This window comes from Bacillus sp. Marseille-Q3570, from assembly GCF_946151055.1.
Taxonomy (GTDB): domain Bacteria; phylum Bacillota; class Bacilli; order Bacillales; family Fictibacillaceae; genus Pseudalkalibacillus.
Map to the genome: position 1 here is coordinate 79,138 of NZ_CAMGYZ010000012.1, position 20,575 is coordinate 99,712.

Here is a 20,575-nt window from a genome sequence, read left to right on the forward strand (position 1 = left end):
CTCCTCTATTTTTTCTCTTAGTGCAGTTATCCTTGAAAGAATCTGTTCACTTCTCAGGTTAATCTGTTCACTTTTCCATTTAATCTGTTCACTTCTATTTTTTATCCTTTGAACCAGTTGATTGGTTCTGGTTTATGGTTTTCGAAGATGTGTTTCACTTCTGTATATTCTTCTAATCCTTGTTTTCCGAGTTCTCGGCCGATACCGGATTGTTTGTAACCGCCCCATGGTGCCTGTGCGAAGTATGGGTGGAAATCATTGATCCAAACTGTACCGAGACGAAGCTTGCTTGCAACACGTTGAGCCTTTTTCGAATCAGTCGTAAAGACTGCCCCTGCAAGACCATAAGTCGTACTGTTAGCGCGCTTGACCACTTCTTCTTCTGTTTTGAAACGCTCAACAGTCAGTACTGGACCGAAAATCTCTTCCTGGACGATCCGCATATCGTTTTCACATTCAGTAAAGATGGTCGGCAAATAGAAGAATCCATCTTGCAATTCAGGATCCTCCGGGCGTTGTCCTCCAACAACCAGCTTGGCACCCTCTTCTTTTCCGATTTCAACATACTTTTCAACTTTTGCACGGTGTTCTGAAGAAATCAGTGGTCCGGATTCAGTCGATTCATCAAACCCATTGCCCAGTTTGATTTTTGCTGCGCGTTCCACGAGTGCATCGACAAATTTGTCATGGACCGAATCTTCGACCAGCAATCTAGAACCTGCGGAACATACTTGTCCAGCGTGGAAATAGACTGCGTTAAGCGCCTGGTCCACAGCAGTATCGAAATCTGCATCTGCAAAGACAATGTTCGGATTCTTCCCGCCAAGTTCAAAAGCTAGTTTTTTCATATTGCCCGACGCAGCATTCATGATCTTGCGCCCTGTTTCAATTCCACCAGTGAACGAGACGAGATCGACATCATGGTTTTCAGCCATTTCTTGTCCGACTGCCGCTCCAGCACCGAGTACAAGATTGACGACACCGTTTGGAAAACCGACTTCTTCCATGATTTCAGTGATCTTGATCGTAGTGAGTGGTGTGATTTCACTCGGCTTCATAACGATCGTGTTTCCTGCTGCTAATGCAGGCGCGATTTTCCATGAAGCTTGTAACAAAGGATAGTTCCAAGGTGAAATTTGCGAACATACACCCACTGGTTCTCGAACCACTTTACTAGAAGAATCCGGGATTGGCGATTCAATGATCTCTCCACCCTCTTTATCTGCTAAGCCAGCGAAATATCGGAAGACCTCTGTAATGTCGTCCATATCTGCAATACTTTCCGTCAACGTCTTACCTGTATCAAGACTTTCTAATCGAGCAAGTTCATCTTTTTGCTCTTGGATTTTCTCAGCAATCTGAAACAGTTTATATCCCCGTTCATTTGCCGGAGTAGTTGCCCACTCCCCTTCATCAAATGCTGTACGGGCTGCTTCAATTGCTTTGACTGCGTCACGACGATCACCTTCAGTGACCAACGCAACGACTTCCTGATTGAAAGGATTAATGATTTCTCTTGTTTCTCCAGATTCGGAATCAATCCACTTTCCGTCTATGAACATCTGTAGGTGTTTCATGGAATCCCTCCTCGTTTACTTTGTTAAATTTTTATTTAACGTTTTGAACATTTTTAATGCTAACAGAGATTATTTTTCCTTGCAAATGCAAAAGCTTAAGAAAATCCCGATTTTTTATGAAGTGGATTTTCTATATATAAGTAGGTTTTCGCAAAATCCTTTCATAAAAAATTTTGCATGGCAATGTCCTCAGGAAAATGATGTTCTGTCATTTGACTTTATCTCTGAGACCTGTATCATAATGTATGTAAAATTTATATTGAACGTTTTTTACAGACTTTATCAATCTTTTCATTAAAAGGGTGATCTAGTGGACAAGGAAAAACAATTGGACATATTGGAAAACGCTCGGAACAACGTTGTCCGTTCCATTGCAGAAACAATGGACCTCTATGGGGTGACTCCCTCTGTAGGGAAACTCTATGGAACGATGTATTTCCGCAATAAATCAATGTCATTGGATGAAATGAAAGACGAATTAGGAATGAGTAAGCCTAGTATGAGCACTGCGGTCAAATCGTTACAGGAAATCGATATGATCAAAAAAACGTGGGTGAAAGGTTCCCGGAGAGATCAATACGTATCTGAAAAAGATTTCTTCAAGCTGTTCATCCAATATTTTTGCAAGATGTGGGAGCGTGAGGTGAAAATAAACCTTGACGCGATTGAAGAAACCCGGAAAGAACTCAATACGCTTTTATCTCAACCTGATTTAGACGAAGAAGTACGGGAGGAAGCGGAATATAGCCTCTCACTTTTAAAAGAGTCAAAAAAATATTACTTCTGGTTATCTGATCTCGTAAAAAACTTCCGCTCAGGGGAAATATTCGATCTCGTCCCTGTCCCTGAGTTGGATGAGGAATAGAATCAATTTATCCTATCAAGGGAGGTGAAGTTGATCGGTTTGTTTGAATTATCCCTGATACTTGGGATTCAAACATACTTTTAAAATAAAACTTACAAGATTATACAACAGGAGGAGATGCACGTTTTGCCACAGCAAACAACAGGACAAACAAACTCGAAACGTAACATGTGGATTTTTCTCGGATTCGTCGTAGCAGCTTTCATCTATATCATCGCAACGAACGATGGCATCAATTGGGGCGGTTTCATATCCATGCTGATCTTTTATGGAATCGTCTATTATATAGGTGCTGTCCTTGCAAAAAAGAAATCAGATACCATTTCAGACATGATGATCGCAAAACGTTCGATGCCGCTTTGGATCGCAATGTTCACAATGGCCGCGACATGGGTCGGTGGTGGTTATATAGCTGGTACCGCTGAATTCACCTATTCCGATGGACTCGTCTGGGTTCAAGCACCATGGGGGTATGCGTTGAGTCTGATCATCGGCGGTATTTTTTATGCACGCAAGATGAGACGTTATCAATTTATGACAATGCTCGATCCGATTGAAATGAGATTTGGAAAGAAAACAGCAGGGCTCTTATATATTCCGGCTTTACTTGGAGAAATTTTTTGGAGTGGAGCAATTCTAACTGCTCTTGGCACGACTTTCGGTACGATTTTGGGCCTTGATTTCAAAACGTCCATTATCCTTTCAGCTGCCATCGCAATTGCTTACACTGTAGTCGGCGGTATGTGGTCTGTCGCTTTAACGGACGTTATCCAAATGTTATTCATCATGATTGGACTTTTCGTCGTCGTTCCATTTGCTTTTGGGAATGTTGGCGGTTTCACTGATACAGTTGCCAATTATAAAGAGGAGATGGCCGGTTATTTCAGTCTTTTCCCTCCATTGAACGGTTGGACAGATCCTGCCTGGGGCAATTGGTACTGGAACTGGTGGGACTATGCGTTGTTGCTTGTGTTCGGAGGGATTCCATGGCAAGTATACTTTCAACGTGTATTGTCAGCTAAAACAGAGAAAACGGCCATGTGGCTTTCAATCTCAGCAGGGTTCATTTGTATCATAGCTGCAATCCCCGCAGTATTCATTGGCATGATCGGACTTAACGCTGATTGGGCAAGCTTCGGTGCTAGTGAACCGGAAAATGCCGCGATGGTTTTACCATATGTCTTGAACTTCTTGACACCTGAAGTGATCGGTGCGATCGGTCTTGGGGCGATTGCTGCAGCTGTCATGTCCTCAATGGACTCATCAATCCTCTCAGCCTCAAGTATGGCTGCTTGGAATGTATATCGACCTTTGATCAAGCCGAAAGCGACTGGTGAAGATCTGAAGAAAATCATCAAGCGCTCGATCATCATGGTCGGTATCGCCGCAACGATCATTGCATTGAATGTCAAGAGTGTCTATGCATTATGGTATTTATGCGCAGATTTAGTCTATGTCATATTGTTCCCGCAGCTTACGATGGCTCTTTTCTTCAAAGGAGCGAACAAATATGGCGCCATCGCTGGATTTATCGTTTCACTAATCCTTCGGATAGGTGGAGGCGAACCTGTCTTGCACCTGCCTACATGGATTCCGTATCCGATGGTAGAAGACGGCGTTGTCCTCTTCCCGTTCAGAACATTAGCGATGGTATCTGGCCTTATCACGATTTTCGTAGTTTCAAAGTTAACGAGAAAACTGTGTGAGCCGATGCCGTTGAAGATGCCTGAGGAAAGAGAAAAGCCGTATTCAACATCATGATAGGATGCTTAAAAGGGATGACCTTGAAGAAGGCCATCCCTTTTTTGTATGCATTTTTGGGAGGTACAATGACTTATTTTTTCTCTAACCATTGGGTGAATTTCAACTGTTCGATTGTCGCCTGCCCAATTCCAAACATAGCTGCTTTCAATTCGAATTCTATCCGTTCGAATTGTTCGAACATCCTCTTGCGATCATCTCCTACAGATAATGGCAATAATGCTCCTCCGAAACCAACTAGATCAGCTCCTAGTGCAATCGCCTTCGCGGCTTCCACTCCATTTTGCATCCCACCGCTTGAAATAACCTTTGCATTCAGTCCACATTTTTTAATATCTTCAAGACAAGAAGAAGTCGGATTTCCCCAATCACGAAAGGCGTCAGCAGCTTGATAACGTTTAAGGTCCTGGTTACGGTATTTTTCGACTTGGATCCAGGACGTTCCGCCAGCACCAGCCACGTCAATGAAATCGACACCTGCTTCCACAAGTCGTTTAGCCGTAAGTCCATCAATTCCCATCCCGACTTCCTTTACGCCTACTGGAACTTCAATTGCTTCAATCACAGATTCGATTTTTTTAAGCAGGCCTGTGAAATTCGTATTTCCTTCTGGTTGGAAGACCTCCTGTAACGAGTTCAGATGCAAGACCAGACCATCCGCTTCAATTAAATCGACTGCTCGCCTGCATTCGTCAACACCGAATCCATAATTCAGTTGGACTGCGCCCAGGTTGGCTAGCAGCGCTACCGTCGGTGCATATTTACGGATCTGAAAGGATTCGATTGAATTCTTTTCTTCTATTGCAGCCCTCATGGACCCGACACCGATTGACCATCCTTTTTCCTCTGCTATCTCCGCTAATTTTTCGTTGATCCTCTTAGCTTTATCGGTACCACCCGTCATAGAGCTTACTAAAAAAGGAGCATTCAATTTCTTATCTAAAAACGATGTTGACAAGTCAATAGCCTCAAAATCGATCTCAGGGAGAGGATTATGCCGAAAACGATACTTTTCAAACCCTGTTGTATTTTCATTCTGAACAGGTTTATGCAAGGCTATATCGATATGTTCGTCTTTTCTTCTTAATGTTTGATCCTTCATATTATCCTCCATGGGTCTCCTCCCTTCTATTCTAGATGTACATTTTTAATGATTTTCAAACAACTTATTTACATAATAATATTATGTTTTATTATTCAATCCAATAATCCGCTATCCACTATTTCAACTTCTATTTCCGGGATAATTTTGACTTCCTTATAATCTTCCTCCCAATTCATCTTCTTCCATGTTTCCGGATGATAAGAGGCAAGCTTTCTCCCGATGCCGAAGTAATCACAATTTGACTTCTGGATTTTTTCTATGACTTGTTCTGCTTTTTTGGTCATCATGTTGGAGATTTCTTCATTCAATTGCTCTCTTTTAGGTTTTACGGCTCCTGCAGGATATTCATGAATCGCCCCTTTCATTCTTGATTGGATGCGTACTTCTACCGTGTCCCCTTCTACGTTCACTTTCATTTTTCTCTCATTTGTTATCACATTCAATCCAATTGGTTTTCCTTCCTCTTCTTCAGGGTGTAGAGAAAAGATTGCTCGTTTAGAGGGTTGATCATTCATTAATAATGCTAATGTCGACTCTTCAAGGTTTAAATACTCTCCAGTGTACTTTCTATTGTGGATAAGAGCTGTACCTGCGATTTCAATTGGTGGTGACTCTTCTTTTTGGATGATCAGTGGCACCCCAAAATCGAGTGTATCATCGAACAGATACGTACATAATAACTGGACACTTATAATCGGTACTACGGTTTCCTTCTCGGCACTCTCTATGATTTTATCCAAATGTTCACTTATCAAAGTTCCCTGAACCCTTTTGACATTGATTACTTCTGATGCTTTTCCTTCTACGATGGCTACACGTGTATTCAACGAGTTTTCCGGGTCCCGGTAGACAAAATCGAGGATATCATATAACTCCTTTTTGGCAAGTTCTTCTCCAAACAAAGCGACTCGCACCTTTCCAGTCCTTAGTTTGCCAGCAAGTTTCGCATCAATTATTTTCCTTGCTTCTGTCAGAGAGTTCGATGTTGCATCCAAAGTAAGGTTATACTCTATATTCCCAGCAGCCGCTTGCTCTAAAGAGCGTATGACGATGGTCGTTCTATATTCTTTATCTTCGCCGCTGTCCAAACCGAAACCAACCATCATCATTCCATCTTTCAATAATTTTTGATCCCAACAGCCTGTTAGTATCAATACGGATAAAATGAATAAGACCGACTTACTCAGCGATTTCATAGTTGCTTCCTCCGTTCGGACGTGCTTTTGATGACGGCAATACCTAGGAGCGTCAGCGGTAATACACCAATAAACAAATAACTTACGAATGGCATCATTTTAAGAAGGAATTCAAGCTTTTCGGGATCGAATAATAGATAGATTAATACAGCGTTGACAAATGGCATAAAATTAGATGCTTTTCGATGATCTTTTTGATGAAAAATATGCGAGACGCCATTCACTAAAAGATACATATAATTCAATGAAGTCGCATTGACTGTAAGCAGCCATGCAGTGAGAAAGAATATATCCAGTCTTTCGATTACATTCCAATCGAGTGATTTCAATATATAGAGGATTGGTTCTTTTACGATGATTATTTCTTTTGAAGTGAAAAACATCATCGTAATGATCATCAATGCTACATATATCAGTGTCACAAAGGCATTGACAAGAGAAGCGGATTTCAAAATCTTCTTTGGCTCCCCTTTTACAAAGGGAAAAGCAAACATCAAAAACTCAAAACCAAGTAAAGAAAGGATGACTTTATTTACACCTTTCATTAAATCTGTAGGTTCGAGATTGATCGGAAATAGATAATCAGCATTGATATTACTTGAAAAAGGCGTGAGTATGAACAAACACAGAAAAATGATGACAAAGCTGATGATGACGTTATATCTGGCCAGAACTTGAATATTCACTCGTACAAAATATGAAAACGTCAGCAGACTTAAGAAAGCGATGATCCAATGTGGTGTGTTTGGATAGTGCCACTGCTTGAGTGCTGTAATGGTAAGCAGACCTATTAGTACTGTTGTGAACAGGAAATAAAGGCAGAATAAAAAAGTCAGGAAATTCCCTAAAACTCTTCCAAACAACTTGCTATGTATATCGAAAATCGTCTTATCCGGAAACCGTTTGGCCAACAACCATATGATCACAATCATGATCTGGATGAGCAGTCCACCAAGCAATATGGAAATCCAGCTGCCAGTACCAGTCGTTTGATATACATCATGCGGAAGAGTGAGCAGTCCGATTCCAACTTGTGTATGCATAATCAAAAAGAATAATTGAACTGTCGTTATTTTATGCGTCATTTACGACCATCGTCCTCCCAATCTTTCGAAACCCATTCCTGTTCTAATGCTTGTGGCTTTGCCAATGAAGGTCTTCTATTCAATAAATACAACGGCATCCTCAACAAAGAATCTTTCACACCTTTGCCATGCTGTTGTTCGATTGGCAAAAGGTAAGGAGTACCGAATGATTCCATCTTACATAAATGCATGAGCACAATTGAGGTGAAAAATACCATCCCCAGAAAACCGAAGAATGTTGCCATGATCATGAATCCGACTCCTATGATCCTCAACGTGTTTCCCATGTCATTCGTTGGTATGACAAACGAAAATATGGCCGTTATTGCAATCACAATAATCATGGTATTCGAAATCAAATTCGCTTCAACGACAGCTGTACCGATTACCAACCCACCTACGATACCAATCGTTTGAGCGATCGGACTCGGTAGTCTGATCGCTGCCTCTCTTAGCACTTCCAATATCAAGACCATCAGCAGCGCTTCCAAGAATGGAGGGAAAGGTATGTTTTCCAATGAACTCTTTACATTAAAGACCAGCTGCTGCGGGATCACTTCATAGTGGAATGAAACAACAGCAATATAAAAAGCAGGTAACCATAACGTAACGACGAAGCCAATTAAACTTAATATCCGTACAAACGTACTGACGTTCCATCTTAAATTGTAATCATCTGTGTTTTGGAAGAACGCTACAAACGTTACCGGTACGATTAATGCCGTAGAGCTTCCATCAACCATGATGGCTATCCTTCCTTCCAAAAGATGGCCAGCGACCCTGTCAAGACGTTCAGTACTGAGGATTTGCGGAAATGGAGACCAGCTACTATCTTCAATGAATTGCTCAATATCATTTGAGGAATGGATTGTATCAACATCAATTGATTCCAGACGCATTTTTACTTTGTTTATCAAACTTTTATCTGTCAAGTTCTTCAAATAAACAATCGAAACTCTCTTATCTACAGCTTTACCAATTTGAAAATAGTTGATTGTCAGGTGGTTATTCTTGATATCGTTTCGGATCAAATTCAGGTTTACATCCAGGTTCTCGATGAATCCTAAACGATTTCCACGTATGACTTGTTCATTTTTCGGTTCATCAGGATTCCTGACAGTTGTAGACTTTGCAAGAATCATGTAGATTTCACCATTATCCATCAAGAAAGCACAATATCCATTCATAAGAAGCCTGTAAACTTCACTGAACGTTTTCACTTGCTTGATGGTTCTGATTGGAATCGTACCTGTAACCTCACCCGACTTCATTTCAAGAATCGGTTCTATGATTTTACTTTGAACAATCTGAGTATCAATTAAGGTTTCGAAATAAAGGAGTCTACAAAGACCATCGTTGAATTGTAACGATCTCGTTGAAAAATCATCATTATATGATAATACTTCCATTATTTCTTTACAGTTGTCCTCGAGGGTAGATAGGATGGGTTGGGTATCATTTGATATTTGATAAGACTCCCTTCTATCTTTTGATTTATTCTTGAAGACTCGACCCATCTTCAAACCCCCGATCACTAAAATTACATTCTATTCGTAGGGTTTCCTTACGATGAGCTACTATTCGTATAAAAAATAGCTTCTTGTTTACATAATGTTTTTATGACTTACTTAATCGTGAATCATTTATTTGACGAAGCTTGATTTCATATTTTAAGAGCCTGTATAATGATGAGAGAATAGCTCGATACACAGGGGTGGCAAAATGTTAGAAGGTTGGTTTGCGTGGTTCATCGTCTTCTGGACCCTTTTTTTGATCGGAATGTTTGCAATCGGTGGATATTTCATGTTCCGCAAATTTCTTAAAAGGCTTCCTAAAGAAGACGGGATGTCCATATTAGATTGGCAGGATCATTATATAAAAGAAACAAAGTACATGTGGTCACCAGAACAGAAACAGTTACTCGAAGAGCTCGTCGAGCCTGTTCCTGAGCTTTTCCGAGACGTTGCAAGAGATAAGATCGCAGGGAAAATCGGTGAGTTAGCTCTTCGGGAAAAGGTAAAAACGATCGATCAAGATTTGATCATTCGTGGTTACATCATTGCAACACCTAAGCGGGATCACAAATTCCTGGTTAAGAAATTGAACCAGAAAAACATCGATACGGCACCATATAAACAATTATTAGGCTGACTAAAAGGCTGATCCGTTGGGATCAGCCTTTTTCAATGAACTGCTTGTAGTTTTTTGAATTTGAGATACATAGCGATTCGCCAGGGCGCTATCATTCCGAATGCAAGTATGAAAAATAATCCGCTAGTCTCTTCAATTGAAATATACTGGCCAAGATATAGCTTCAGTACGATTCGAAATAACAATAAACCGAGCAGGATGAACACAAAAGCTTTCGATCTTTTCAAATAAATTGCATCTGAACGGCGCTCAAATGAGGAAGTCCGGATCAACAGAAAAGAAAATATGATTCCGACAACAAATGCTTCCAGTGCTTCACTCCATGGGACACGTACGGGGGGATAAAAGAACATCAAAAATCCTGTCGACATGAACAATGGTGGTAATATTATTTTTCTGATAGTTGCCGGCTTCCGTGCTGCTTTCATTCTTATGTATAAAGCGACACAGGCCATGAATAAAGCGAGAATACTACTTATTATTACCCACACACTACTTACTTCCCTTCCCCAAAAACCTAACCACGATCCTCCGCAATCGTCAGGATGATTGTCATCGTCACACCTATGACCGTCAGATATACACCTAAATCGAACATTACAGCAGTTGCAAGTTCCGTATCACCCAATAACGGGAGGTGGAAATGCCCAAACGTATGGCTTAAAAACGGCTGACCGAATATAAAAGAGCCTACTCCTGTTGCAAACGCAATCAGTAAGCCAGCAGCAATGAAATAACGGAAATTGACCCTAAGAACCTTTTGCATCGTCTTCAAACCGAATGTGATGTATAACAAGATAAAAGCACCGGCCGCCATCAAACCACCGATGAACCCTCCGCCAGGAGCGTTATGCCCCGCAAAGAACAAATTGACTGAAAAAGCTAATATGACGAAGACGATGATCGCCGACGTTGTCTTAAGAATAATATCATTTGATCGCATCTTTCCACTTCTGTCCCTTCTATATATGTATGGTTGGATACTATCTATTTTGCTGTTTGAACATTTGAAACCTTAGTATGCCCTTAATGGTATAAAGAAAACTTAGCTAAGCCAAGCTTTAGCGCAGGCTGAGCATTAGTTGCCCTTATATTGAAGAAAGTATTTATACTTTCTTTAAATGTAAAGAAAACTTAGCTAAGCCAAGCCTTAGCGCAGGCTATGCATCAGTTGCCCTTTACTGAAGAAAAGTTGTTAACTTTTCTTCAAGTGTAACAAACAACATAACAAGTTCAAATTAAAAGGGGGCCGTAAACATCGCTGGGCGACCTCTAACTTCCATTTAAAAACCATAGAATCCATTAAAAAAGCGATTCGCAAGAAAGGATGTCAGTTTTGTCATCCAATCGAAATAGAGGAACACACCCATGAATATCATGATCGCACCGCCCGCTTGCATCACTCTTCTGCTGTGCCGCTTGATCCAAGTCATCTGTCCCATGAAGAAGGACATGACGAAGAATGGAATTGAAAAACCGAGCACATAAGCCAACATATAAAACATCGCTTGCCCAGGGTTGGTAGCCGCTAAATAAATGACTCCGGATAGGATCGGTCCTGTACATGGCGTCCATCCTGCTGCAAACCCCATACCAATTCCAACTGAACCAAGGTATCCGGCAGGTCGTTTTTGAAATTTGAACCTTCGTTCTTTCATCAAAAAGTCTGGTTTGAATACACCTAGAACGACCAAACCGAAAAGGACAATTAAAATCGCGCCGATCTGCCGGATCATATCTTTATATTGGAAAAAGAATGTTCCGAACCACGATGTACTTAAACCCAGGAAAATGAAAATACTTGAAAAACCTACGAGAAAAAGTGCGGTATGGAGTATTGCCCGTTTTCTGAGCATCCCCTTTTCTTCTTTCAGCTCATGCACCGAAACCCCAGTGATATAAGACAAAAATGCTGGGTATAGCGGAAGGCAGCATGGTGAAATGAAGGACAAGAACCCAGCACCCAATGCCAAAAATACATTAATATCAGCGGCCATGATCTCAACCCCTCGTCCGCTATTGAAGAATCTACATTCAGTCTACTCTGTTGAGTTGACGGGTTCAACAGGAGCACCAAGGTATTCTTCAAGTGTCAGATTTTGTTCATAAATCGCTTTAGCATGTTCCTTGCCAACATAGCGTAAATGCCAAGGTTCATATTGATAACCGGTGATTTCTTCTTTCCCCTTCGGATAACGGACGATAAAGCCATATTTATGAGCATTGTCCTTCACCCATTTACCTGCTGTCGTTTCACCAAACTCTTCTATTAAACCAAAATCAACTTCTGGAGACGTCACATCCATGGTCAAACCCGTCTGATGTTCACTCTGACCAGCTTGCGCACTATATTTGTTCGCTTCCTCATGACCATTCTTCTCCGCGTTTGAAGCGAAGATTGATTTCTGAGTTGAATATGAACGATAACCAGATTGAGCTAATAACGGGATTCCGTCAGTTTCCGCTTGAGCAAACATTTCTTCAATCGCTTCTGCAGCAACCTCCTGCATCTGCTTCTTTGGATGGTCCTCTTCAAAAGTGAATGGAATTTCCGGCACTGTCAATGTTTCAGGTATAAAGTCCGCAGGCAGGTTCCGCTCTTTGTTGACTAAGACCAATGGATCCATCACATTCGTAACGATCTTTTCACCATCTGCATTTACGGTCACCGTTTCTTCAGGCGAAGGAAGCACCGGACCTTTGTCAGCTTCTTTCTCCTCATCAGTATTTTGATCATTTTGATCTTGTTCCGGCTCTAGTTCATCTTCCTCTTTTTGTCCGGAAGGTTGTTCAGATGGCTGTCCTTCGGTCTGGTCCTTCTTTTCAAAAGGGTTCGGAATGGAAGAACAACCTGATAATAATAAAGAGAGACTTGTAATACTTATTAATATCGTACGTGATTTCATGGTTTCACACCTTTATGTCTTCAATTCTGTTTTTTCATCATTGTTCGCAGGCTTAGTAGAAATGCTATACTCACGCCCATCAAGATCAACTTGCCCAGCATATTCCATTCTAACACCTGAGTGACTGCTAAAGCTTCTAATAGTAGTGCCGGGAATTTCCCCAAGGTACTGGCAACAAAAAATATCCATATGGAGACAGTGCCGATCGCAGAGAAAAACGTCACCACACCTGATGGCATGAAGGGCATGAGACGGAGGGCAAAAATGAAAATGAACGCTTTCTTCCCTTCCAGCTCAATCAAACTCTCAGCTCTTGAATAGCGTTCCAGCTTCGTCCGGGTGAATTTCCTGAATCCTTTACGATACAAAAGGAAGGCTATGAGAGCACCGGCCGCCTCTCCTGCGAAGGAGATGGCTGTTCCCCAAAAGAATCCGAAAAAATAAAGATTAGCAGCCGTCAGAAAATAACTTGGAAGAAAGCCAGAAATCGCAATCAGTATATTCAACGTAATACTGATCAGAACAGCAAGATGAGGGTAATCTCGAAACAGACTGATGATTGTATCTCCCATTACCCTCTCTCCTTAGATTCATTTTATTAGACGCATCTTATACAAAACATGTTTCATTACAATTCATAACTCAACAATACGAATGAAGTTGCAGCTTTTGAATCATATTCTTCACCGACTTTAAGCCATCTTCAAGATTTTCGATAGCCAAATCAATGACAGGTGAATGATATTGATGCGCAGTAAAATTGTATTTAGGATCATAATAGGTCACTAACAGAACTCGAACGACATTTTCATAGTCTTTTTCATGAAAGGATAGCAGGATACTCTCATAGACCTCAGAAGCTAATCGTTTCTTCAAAAGGTGCAAAGCCTCTCCGATCTGATCATGAAACAGCTCTGGCTGATAGGTTTCACAAATCGACTGGACTCGGCTTTCTAATGGGTAATGAATATGGAGCCGCTTCCCTTTTTCTTTTCCTTTTAAAATCCAATCCGGTACAATCACCCGACCGATCCGTTTACTTTCAGACTCGATAATGTAATACGGATGTTGATCTATTTGTTGGAGACGCCGGAATAAGTCGCGATCGAACATCTTCTGTGAACGGCCTTCGTTCCCGATTTCTCCGAAAATCGATCCGCGATGACCCGCCAGGTTTTCAAGGTTGATCACAGGATAACCTTCCTCCTGGAGGACTTCCAATATGTCAGTTTTTCTTGTCCCCGTCAATCCTTCCAGCACGATGAACTGCTTCGGAGTTTTAGAATATTGTTCTAACTTAGCCGTGATATATTGGCGGTAGGAACGGATCCCACCGTTGAGCTGACAGCAATCAAGACCCATCAGTTTCATGACAGTAGCAAAGCTGTTGCTTCTCATACCGCCGCGAGCACAATAGATCAAGTATGGCTTTCTATCTGAATCACCTAAGCCTTTCAATCGTTCAACCATTTGAGGGAGCTTCGGTGAAACAATGGATAGACCCAACATTTTCGCCTCTTCTTCTCCGATCTGCTTGTAAGTGGTCCCAACTTCCTCCCGCTCTTCATTACTGAAAATCGGCACATTGGTCGCTCCTTCGATATGGAACTCATGAAACTCCTTCGGAGATCGGACATCGATTATATGAAAATCTGATAGATTGATCGATTCTATAGGAACAACTGGTACTGATCTGGTATCTGACATACTATCAATCCCTTTTCTGACTAATCAAATCGTACCTTCATCGATTTATATTCGTCAAGGTATATACAACTTAATTCATGAATTAGACATTACTCTTCACAGTATAACCGATAAATTGTCATTTAAAGAAACTACGAAAAAGCCAAGCCTTAGTTACCTTTATATTGAAGAAAGTATATATACTTTCTTTAAATGTAAAAAAGCACTCATCAATTTGAGTGCTTGTCCACCATCTATTTCATTTGTTTTTGCATTGCTTGCATCATCTGATTTATCTTCTTCTGGGATGGTTTTTGTCCCATCTGCATCATCATCACTCGTAACATGTTTTCGTTAATCGGTGGATTCTTCTTAAGATAACTCATCATATATTTGCGGGCAATAAAAAAGCCAAGCGCAGCACCAGCGAGCAACGCAACAAAGCCCACAACAAAATACATCCAATCCATGCTAAAACTTCTCCCTTCTGGTTGTCTAGAACTAGTGTACTATAAATTCCATTTCAAACTCAATATTTGGACTGCAATTTTTTAAAAGAATTGGATTTGTTTTTCTTCGTTATGGTATTTTGCATTCACTTAAAGTCGATAACATCAAAGGAGATGGGGCGTGTCGAAATCGTCAAATGTCGGTAAAATGAAATTTTCGATAAAAACTGGAAAATGCGCACAAATGGAAAATAATATACAATCAACGCTCACCTTAGATGTAATGGGCTTGCTTGATCGGACTCAGCCATCCGATACTGTTCCCTTCCAAATCGACAGCTAGAAAAGAGCTCTCGATTTTTCTCAAATGCTCGAACACCAATATTTCCGCTTCAAAACTCCCGGTTGATATAAGCGACAGTCTTCTACCCTTATTCGTGACGACAGCCCTGCTTCCTGTTGAATAGATGGTCAACTGCTGCTTTTCCTTCTTCATTTTGAAACCTTTCTGCTTTGAATCAATCTTGTTCATATGATAATCAAACACGTGAAAAGGGATCGTACGTGTAATATATTTATATTGCCGATCAATGATTTCAACTAATGAAGGAACAGGACGGGAAGCCTCAACAAAAAAATGATAAAGAACCTGTTCACGCCCAAAATAATGAAAGGCGACTTCTTTTTCAATCAAGTAAATATCATAGTTCCGCACCGATATTCACTCCTATTTCCAGACTTGTCCATCTAGTATATCGAAGCACTGGAAAAAGTGGTGTCAATCGGTGTAGGTTGTCAATGACTAGTTTTGTCGAATACCTTGAAATGAAGTATAAAGAACACCAGACCTTAGTGATCTGGTGTTCCTCATTTGATTATATTTAGTCGTTCAATAATGCTTTCACTTTTGCAACAACCGTTTCAACTGTGAAACCATATTCCTTGATGACCCTGTCACCAGGGGCAGAAGCTCCGAATCGGTCGATTGCAAGGATATCCCCCTCATCGCCAGTGTATTTGTGCCAGCCATGAGAAGCCCCCATTTCGATTGCAAGTCGCTTCTTGATCGCTTTTGGAATGACGCTTTCTTTATAATCTTGTGGTTGTTCTTCAAATCGATCCCATGACGGCATACTTACGACAGAAACATTGATTCCTTCTTGTTCAAGTGCTTCTTTCGCTTCAACTGCAAGAGATACCTCTGAACCTGTAGCAAGTAACAGTACATCTGCTGGTCCTTCCGTAACAGGTGCTACCACATATGCACCTTTACGAACTCCATCTTCGTTAGAACCTTTCAAAGTAGGAACGCCTTGTCTTGTCAACACGAGTGCTGTAGGATTCGACTGACTTTCAAGTGCAATTTTCCACGCTGCCACGGCTTCGTTACCGTCAGCTGGTCGGATGATGCTAAGATTCGGCATCGCACGTAAAGAAGAAAGCTGTTCAACTGGTTCGTGGGTAGGTCCGTCTTCACCAACCGCGATGGAATCGTGAGTCAGTACATATGTCACAGGTAGTCCCATCAAGGCAGATAGTCTCATAGCTGGGCGAAGATAATCTGAGAATACGAAGAATGTACCACCATATACCTTCAAGCCTCCATGCAACTGCATACCGTTAAGTGCAGCCGCCATAGCAAATTCACGTACACCGAACCAGATATTACGACCGCTGTAGTCGTTCCGTGAGTATGTTCCTTTGTCTTTCATCATCGTTTTGTTCGATCCGGCGAGGTCTGCAGAACCACCAAAGAAATTAGGTACGCGATTTGCAATTGCATTCAATGCTTCACCAGAAGATGCACGTGTTGCAAGCTTGTCTTCTCCAGCAACATATTGAGGAAGCTCGGCATCCCATCCTTCGGGCAGCTCTCCTTTAATCGCTTTCGATAATTGATCTGCTAACTCAGGGTATTTCTGTTGATATGCTTCAAACAATTCATTCCATTGTTGTTCCTTTTGAGCACCTTTTTCTTTAAGTTGACTGAAGTGGTCTCTCACTTCATCCGGAACATGAAAATCTTCTTCAAATGTCCACTTGTAGTATTCTTTCGTCAATTTGATTTCATCTGTTCCAAGCGGTGCACCGTGGGAAGCGGATTTTCCGGATTTATTCGGTGAACCGTGACCGATGACTGTCTTCACTTCGATCAAAGTAGGACGGTCCGTGTTGGCTCTCGCTTCAGCAAGTGCTTTGTCCAATGTATCAAGATCAGTTCCTTCTTCTACGTAGATTACTTGCCAGCCGTAAGCTTCGAAACGATCTTTAACGCTTTCAGAGAAGGACATGTGAAGGTCACCATCGAGAGAAATGTCGTTGGAATCATACATGACGATCAAACGACCAAGACGCAGATGCCCTGCAAGAGATGCAGCTTCTGCTGATACACCTTCCATCAAATCACCATCGCCACAGATGCTGTAGGTATAGTGATAAACAACGTTGAAATCATCACGATTGTATGTAGCAGCTAAATGACGTTCTGCCATCGCCATACCAACGGCCATTGCAATTCCTTGACCTAGTGGTCCGGTAGTTGCTTCAACACCTGGTGTATCTCCGTATTCAGGATGTCCTGGTGTCTTACTCCCCCATTGTCGGAAGTTCTTCAAATCATCTAATGATACGTCGTATCCAAAGAGATGTAGCAGACTATATAAAAGCATGGAACCGTGACCAGCTGATAATACAAAACGATCTCTATTAAACCAATCAGGGTTTAATGGGTTATGGTTCATATGCTTACTCCATAATGCATAAGCCATCGGCGCAGCGCCCATCGGCATACCTGGATGTCCAGAATTCGCTTTTTCTACGCTATCGATGGACAATGTACGAATAGTATTGATTGATAATTGATCAATTGAAGTTGACACGACGATTCATCCTTTCTTGTTACACCTTTATTCTTTCATTCCTTTTCCATGATATACTCTCTAAACAAAATTCACAAGACTCGCGTCCATTCGTCATAAAAATTCAAAATCATGCAGATTTCAAACAAATACAGTGTTTCATGATCGAGTCATAGTATAATATACAAAACAAAAATGCCTATACCATCTGTTATGGTACAGGCATTCCTTTAAGTATCTACAATTAAGCTATACTCGGTAATTCAATTTGGAAATGCTCAGTTGAATCATCATAGTCCATTTTCATTTCCTCTACAAACCAAACTTCATGTGGCCGAACAAAAAAGCGGATTCCATCGACTTCCTGTACGTAATCATCGTCCATCGGCAGCCCACGTTCTACACCAATGCATAGTCCTGATTCACTTCCTGCATATCGGCAGAATAGTTGAAGTGCATCCCCGTTTTCCAATCCCATTTCTTGTCTGTACATTTCCACTACTGGACTCGTAATTGAGAACATCAGTTCATCCACTCCCTCACCTATTGTTATATAACAGTATATCAAAGATTAGTTCTGATGCAATACAAAAACAAGCCTGATTTGAATTCTTTTTCAAATCAGGCTTGTTCATTAGTGATAACGCTTCTTTTCATTTTTTAATTTTTCAGGGGTGACGTCATTTCCTTCAGGATCAACAACCTTTATCGACCGTAATTGATTCTTGAAACCACCGCGGAAAGCTTCCAAATATTCTTTACGCAATTTTTGTTGTTCTTCTTGTTCTTTCTTATTTAATCCTTCGTTTTTCGCTTTTTGTGCCAGTTCATTGATCCGATCTATTTTTTGTTTCGATAGCATCGCCATACTCCTTTTACAAGACTTGATTGTTTTATTCTAACGCATTTCCAATCTTATTTCTAATCATCTGTCCGGCCACTATTGTTCTGATGATCCTGGTAGCGTCTATGTACAGTGGCTTTCGAGACATCATACCCAAATCCTTGTAAAGTTGTAGCAATTTCCTGGAACGTCAAATCAAGGTTTCTTAGGCGAACAATTTCTTCGGTTGGGATCTCTTTCTTCTCACGTCCACCTTGATTCAAGTTAGATAGATTCTTTTCAGGTCGATATCCACCATCAACAGCGCGCTTCATACCTCTCTTTATCTTAGCGTTATGAAGCTTACGTTGGTAATCTTCAACTAAGCTTATGATTTCAAGAACCATCGAGTCGGCCTCTGTCAATTGGAGTTCGCCCTGTTCACTGATTGTAAAACATTTCACTCCATACTTACCTAATGTATGAAGAATCGCGATTTTCGCACTTCCTCTTCCGATTCTTGTTTCATCCTGGACAAGGAGGACGTCTATCTTTTCATCCCTTGCAAAATCCAATACCTGTAGCATGCCTTCACGGTCAACATCATATCCACTCTTCATTTCATGGATTGATTCAACGACCGTGAAGTCGAAATGATTGGCTAATCGATTCAGTTCAGCTTCCTGACGTTCAAGTGAGGATGCCTGTGTTTCCTTTTCAGTACTTACTCTGCAATAAATAAGTGCTCTCATAATATGTTCCCTTCACGGTATATTACTTGGAGGCAAGTTGATTCTTGTCCGCTTCAACCGGAATGACCACTGTGTCTCCTGGCTGCAGCTTTTCCGCTTCCACTCCATTCGTGCTTTCTACCCATTTGACGAAGGCATCCGTCGTAAAGGTGTGGTTCTCTTTGAACTTCGTTGATAATCCCCAGAGAGTATCACCTTCCTCAATCTTAACATCTATGTAATTCTCTGTTGTATCAGATTTTGCGTTAACGAAAGAATACGTACCCATGATCATCCCTACAGCTATCAATACAATAACAAAAGACCAACCGTTCTGCCTGTTTGTTTTTTTCATCTTAATACCCTCCGATACGAATGCTTGTTCTCATTTATTGATTTCATTGTATTAAGAACATTTGTTCCTGTCAACAGTTTTTTCTCGAACTTATGTTTGTATTTTTGTCGAACAAGTGATATACTTAATGCAATAATTGAGGAGAAAAGAGGTGGACAGAATGAAACTATCACGCCGTCAACAAGATATACTTAATTACATAAAGTTCGAGGTCAAACATAAGGGTTATCCCCCTTCTGTCCGTGAAATAGGTGAAGCAGTCGGACTTGCTTCAAGTTCGACAGTTCATGGACACCTGTCCCGTCTGGAGAAAAAAGGACTAATCAGACGAGATCCGACAAAACCGAGAGCGATCGAAGTCATCACTGAGGATATGGATACTACCATTCCAAAAAGTGAATCTATCAATATCCCTGTAATCGGTAAAGTAACGGCAGGTCAACCTATCACCGCGATCGAGAATATAGAAGAGTACTTCCCTCTACCAGATCATATGGTCGGAGATGACAATGTATTCGCATTAGTTGTCCAGGGTGATAGTATGATAGAGGCAGGAATCTATGACGGGGATATGGTAATCGTCAAGCAACAGCCATCAGCTAATAACGGGGACATCGTCGTTGCGATGACAGAAGATGATGAAGCGACAGTCAAACGGTTTTTCAAAGAAAAAGATTTCATTCGTCTACAACCAGAAAATTCTTCTTTGGAGCCGATCATACTTAACAGCGTCACTATTCTTGGGAAAGTGATCGGTGTGTATAGAACGTTACATTGATAATAGACATAGAAAAAAGAAGCGAGCAAAATCACCGCTTCTTTTTTATGTCCTAATAATCTAATTTCGCAAACTTTGTTGCTCCTGCACTTGAAGAAAGTATAAAATACTTTCTTCAGTATAAGGGTAACTAAGCCTCCACCTACAAAAGGCTTGGTCTCGCCAAGTTTTCTTTAAAAGTCGTTGATCTCCGTTCCAGTATGCTCGCTTTCCGCGGGGCGTGCGGTGAGCCCACTCGTCGCCTTGCGA

The 20,575-nt window shown here is 41.1% G+C and carries 22 protein-coding genes; 4 read left to right on the top strand and 18 right to left on the bottom strand.

Going from position 1 to position 20,575, the window contains the following annotated elements; genetic code table 11:
- Positions 1–101 precede the first annotated feature (101 nt).
- Positions 102–1,577, bottom strand: a complete 1,476-nt coding sequence (gene betB, locus N8M93_RS16675; RefSeq protein WP_261133742.1) for a betaine-aldehyde dehydrogenase — start codon at positions 1,575–1,577, stop codon at positions 102–104.
- Positions 1,578–1,887: 310 nt separating this feature from the next.
- Here betB and cudC point away from each other — a divergent pair, with 310 nt between their 5' ends.
- Positions 1,888–2,442, top strand: coding sequence for a choline uptake/conversion transcriptional regulator CudC (cudC, locus tag N8M93_RS16680; RefSeq protein WP_314728299.1), 555 nt, complete (start codon positions 1,888–1,890; stop codon positions 2,440–2,442).
- A 117-nt stretch (positions 2,443–2,559) separates the two neighbouring features.
- A complete protein-coding gene (locus N8M93_RS16685) occupies positions 2,560–4,203 on the top strand; it encodes a sodium:solute symporter family protein (RefSeq protein WP_396125645.1) in 1,644 nt (547 codons plus the stop codon).
- A gap of 73 nt (positions 4,204–4,276) precedes the next feature.
- Here the strand turns inward: N8M93_RS16685 and fni are convergent, their stop codons facing one another.
- The 4 genes from fni to N8M93_RS16705 all read right to left on the bottom strand — a co-directional run bounded on the left by fni (position 4,277) and on the right by N8M93_RS16705 (position 9,106).
- On the bottom strand, positions 4,277–5,317 hold the full coding sequence (gene fni / locus N8M93_RS16690; RefSeq protein WP_261133744.1) for a type 2 isopentenyl-diphosphate Delta-isomerase: 1,041 nt from the start codon (positions 5,315–5,317) through the stop codon (positions 4,277–4,279).
- An 83-nt stretch (positions 5,318–5,400) separates the two neighbouring features.
- Positions 5,401–6,504 (bottom strand): Ger(x)C family spore germination protein, encoded by a 1,104-nt coding sequence (locus N8M93_RS16695; protein ID WP_261133745.1) that lies wholly within the window; start codon positions 6,502–6,504, stop codon positions 5,401–5,403.
- Positions 6,501–7,589 (bottom strand): spore germination protein, encoded by a 1,089-nt coding sequence (locus N8M93_RS16700; RefSeq protein WP_261133746.1) that lies wholly within the window; start codon positions 7,587–7,589, stop codon positions 6,501–6,503. The genes N8M93_RS16695 and N8M93_RS16700 overlap by 4 nt, the downstream gene beginning before the upstream one ends.
- Positions 7,586–9,106, bottom strand: a complete 1,521-nt coding sequence (locus N8M93_RS16705) for a spore germination protein (protein ID WP_261133747.1) — start codon at positions 9,104–9,106, stop codon at positions 7,586–7,588. Before N8M93_RS16705 ends, N8M93_RS16700 begins: the two co-directional genes overlap by 4 nt.
- Positions 9,107–9,311: 205 nt before the next feature.
- Here N8M93_RS16705 and N8M93_RS16710 point away from each other — a divergent pair, with 205 nt between their 5' ends.
- Positions 9,312–9,740, top strand: a complete 429-nt coding sequence (locus N8M93_RS16710; protein ID WP_261133748.1) for a DUF2621 domain-containing protein — start codon at positions 9,312–9,314, stop codon at positions 9,738–9,740.
- A 32-nt stretch (positions 9,741–9,772) separates the two neighbouring features.
- On the opposite strand, the gene N8M93_RS16715 is transcribed toward N8M93_RS16710, so the two are convergent.
- From N8M93_RS16715 to N8M93_RS16775, 13 genes are all read right to left on the bottom strand, one after another.
- A complete protein-coding gene (locus N8M93_RS16715; RefSeq protein WP_261133749.1) occupies positions 9,773–10,231 on the bottom strand; it encodes a CcdC family protein in 459 nt (152 codons plus the stop codon).
- Positions 10,232–10,257: 26 nt separating this feature from the next.
- Positions 10,258–10,683 carry a Na(+)/H(+) antiporter subunit B gene (locus tag N8M93_RS16720; protein ID WP_261133750.1) on the bottom strand — a complete coding sequence of 142 codons (426 nt, stop codon included), beginning with the start codon at positions 10,681–10,683 and terminating at the stop codon, positions 10,258–10,260.
- A 340-nt stretch (positions 10,684–11,023) separates the two neighbouring features.
- On the bottom strand, positions 11,024–11,737 hold the full coding sequence (locus N8M93_RS16725; RefSeq protein ID WP_261133752.1) for a cytochrome c biogenesis CcdA family protein: 714 nt from the start codon (positions 11,735–11,737) through the stop codon (positions 11,024–11,026).
- A 42-nt stretch (positions 11,738–11,779) separates the two neighbouring features.
- The gene (locus N8M93_RS16730) at positions 11,780–12,646 is read right to left on the bottom strand and encodes a D-alanyl-D-alanine carboxypeptidase family protein (RefSeq protein ID WP_261133753.1); all 867 of its coding nucleotides are present in this window, start codon (positions 12,644–12,646) and stop codon (positions 11,780–11,782) included.
- 20 nt (positions 12,647–12,666) lie between these two features.
- Entirely contained in the window at positions 12,667–13,218 is a 552-nt protein-coding gene (locus N8M93_RS16735) for a TVP38/TMEM64 family protein (protein ID WP_261133754.1), read from the bottom strand.
- A 70-nt stretch (positions 13,219–13,288) separates the two neighbouring features.
- Positions 13,289–14,353 (bottom strand): tRNA 2-selenouridine(34) synthase MnmH, encoded by a 1,065-nt coding sequence (mnmH, locus tag N8M93_RS16740; RefSeq protein ID WP_261133755.1) that lies wholly within the window; start codon positions 14,351–14,353, stop codon positions 13,289–13,291.
- A gap of 233 nt (positions 14,354–14,586) precedes the next feature.
- Complete coding sequence (locus N8M93_RS16745; RefSeq protein ID WP_221564615.1) at positions 14,587–14,802, bottom strand: YneF family protein; 216 nt, start codon at positions 14,800–14,802, stop codon at positions 14,587–14,589.
- A gap of 253 nt (positions 14,803–15,055) precedes the next feature.
- Complete coding sequence (gene sirA / locus N8M93_RS16750) at positions 15,056–15,496, bottom strand: sporulation inhibitor of replication protein SirA (RefSeq protein ID WP_261133756.1); 441 nt, start codon at positions 15,494–15,496, stop codon at positions 15,056–15,058.
- Positions 15,497–15,662: 166 nt separating this feature from the next.
- Positions 15,663–17,660: a transketolase gene (tkt, locus tag N8M93_RS16755; RefSeq protein WP_261133757.1), complete on the bottom strand. Its 1,998-nt coding sequence runs from the start codon at positions 17,658–17,660 to the stop codon at positions 15,663–15,665.
- A gap of 223 nt (positions 17,661–17,883) precedes the next feature.
- Entirely contained in the window at positions 17,884–18,162 is a 279-nt protein-coding gene (locus tag N8M93_RS16760; RefSeq protein ID WP_261133758.1) for a HesB/YadR/YfhF family protein, read from the bottom strand.
- Between the two features lie 111 nt (positions 18,163–18,273).
- Complete coding sequence (locus N8M93_RS16765) at positions 18,274–18,501, bottom strand: DUF896 domain-containing protein (protein WP_261133759.1); 228 nt, start codon at positions 18,499–18,501, stop codon at positions 18,274–18,276.
- A 59-nt stretch (positions 18,502–18,560) separates the two neighbouring features.
- Entirely contained in the window at positions 18,561–19,214 is a 654-nt protein-coding gene (locus tag N8M93_RS16770) for a recombinase family protein (protein ID WP_261133761.1), read from the bottom strand.
- Positions 19,215–19,236: 22 nt separating this feature from the next.
- The gene (locus N8M93_RS16775; RefSeq protein ID WP_261133763.1) at positions 19,237–19,548 is read right to left on the bottom strand and encodes a LysM peptidoglycan-binding domain-containing protein; all 312 of its coding nucleotides are present in this window, start codon (positions 19,546–19,548) and stop codon (positions 19,237–19,239) included.
- 160 nt (positions 19,549–19,708) lie between these two features.
- Between N8M93_RS16775 and lexA the strand changes: the two genes are divergently transcribed.
- On the top strand, positions 19,709–20,326 hold the full coding sequence (lexA, locus tag N8M93_RS16780; protein WP_221567585.1) for a transcriptional repressor LexA: 618 nt from the start codon (positions 19,709–19,711) through the stop codon (positions 20,324–20,326).
- Positions 20,327–20,575: the final 249 nt, after the last annotated feature.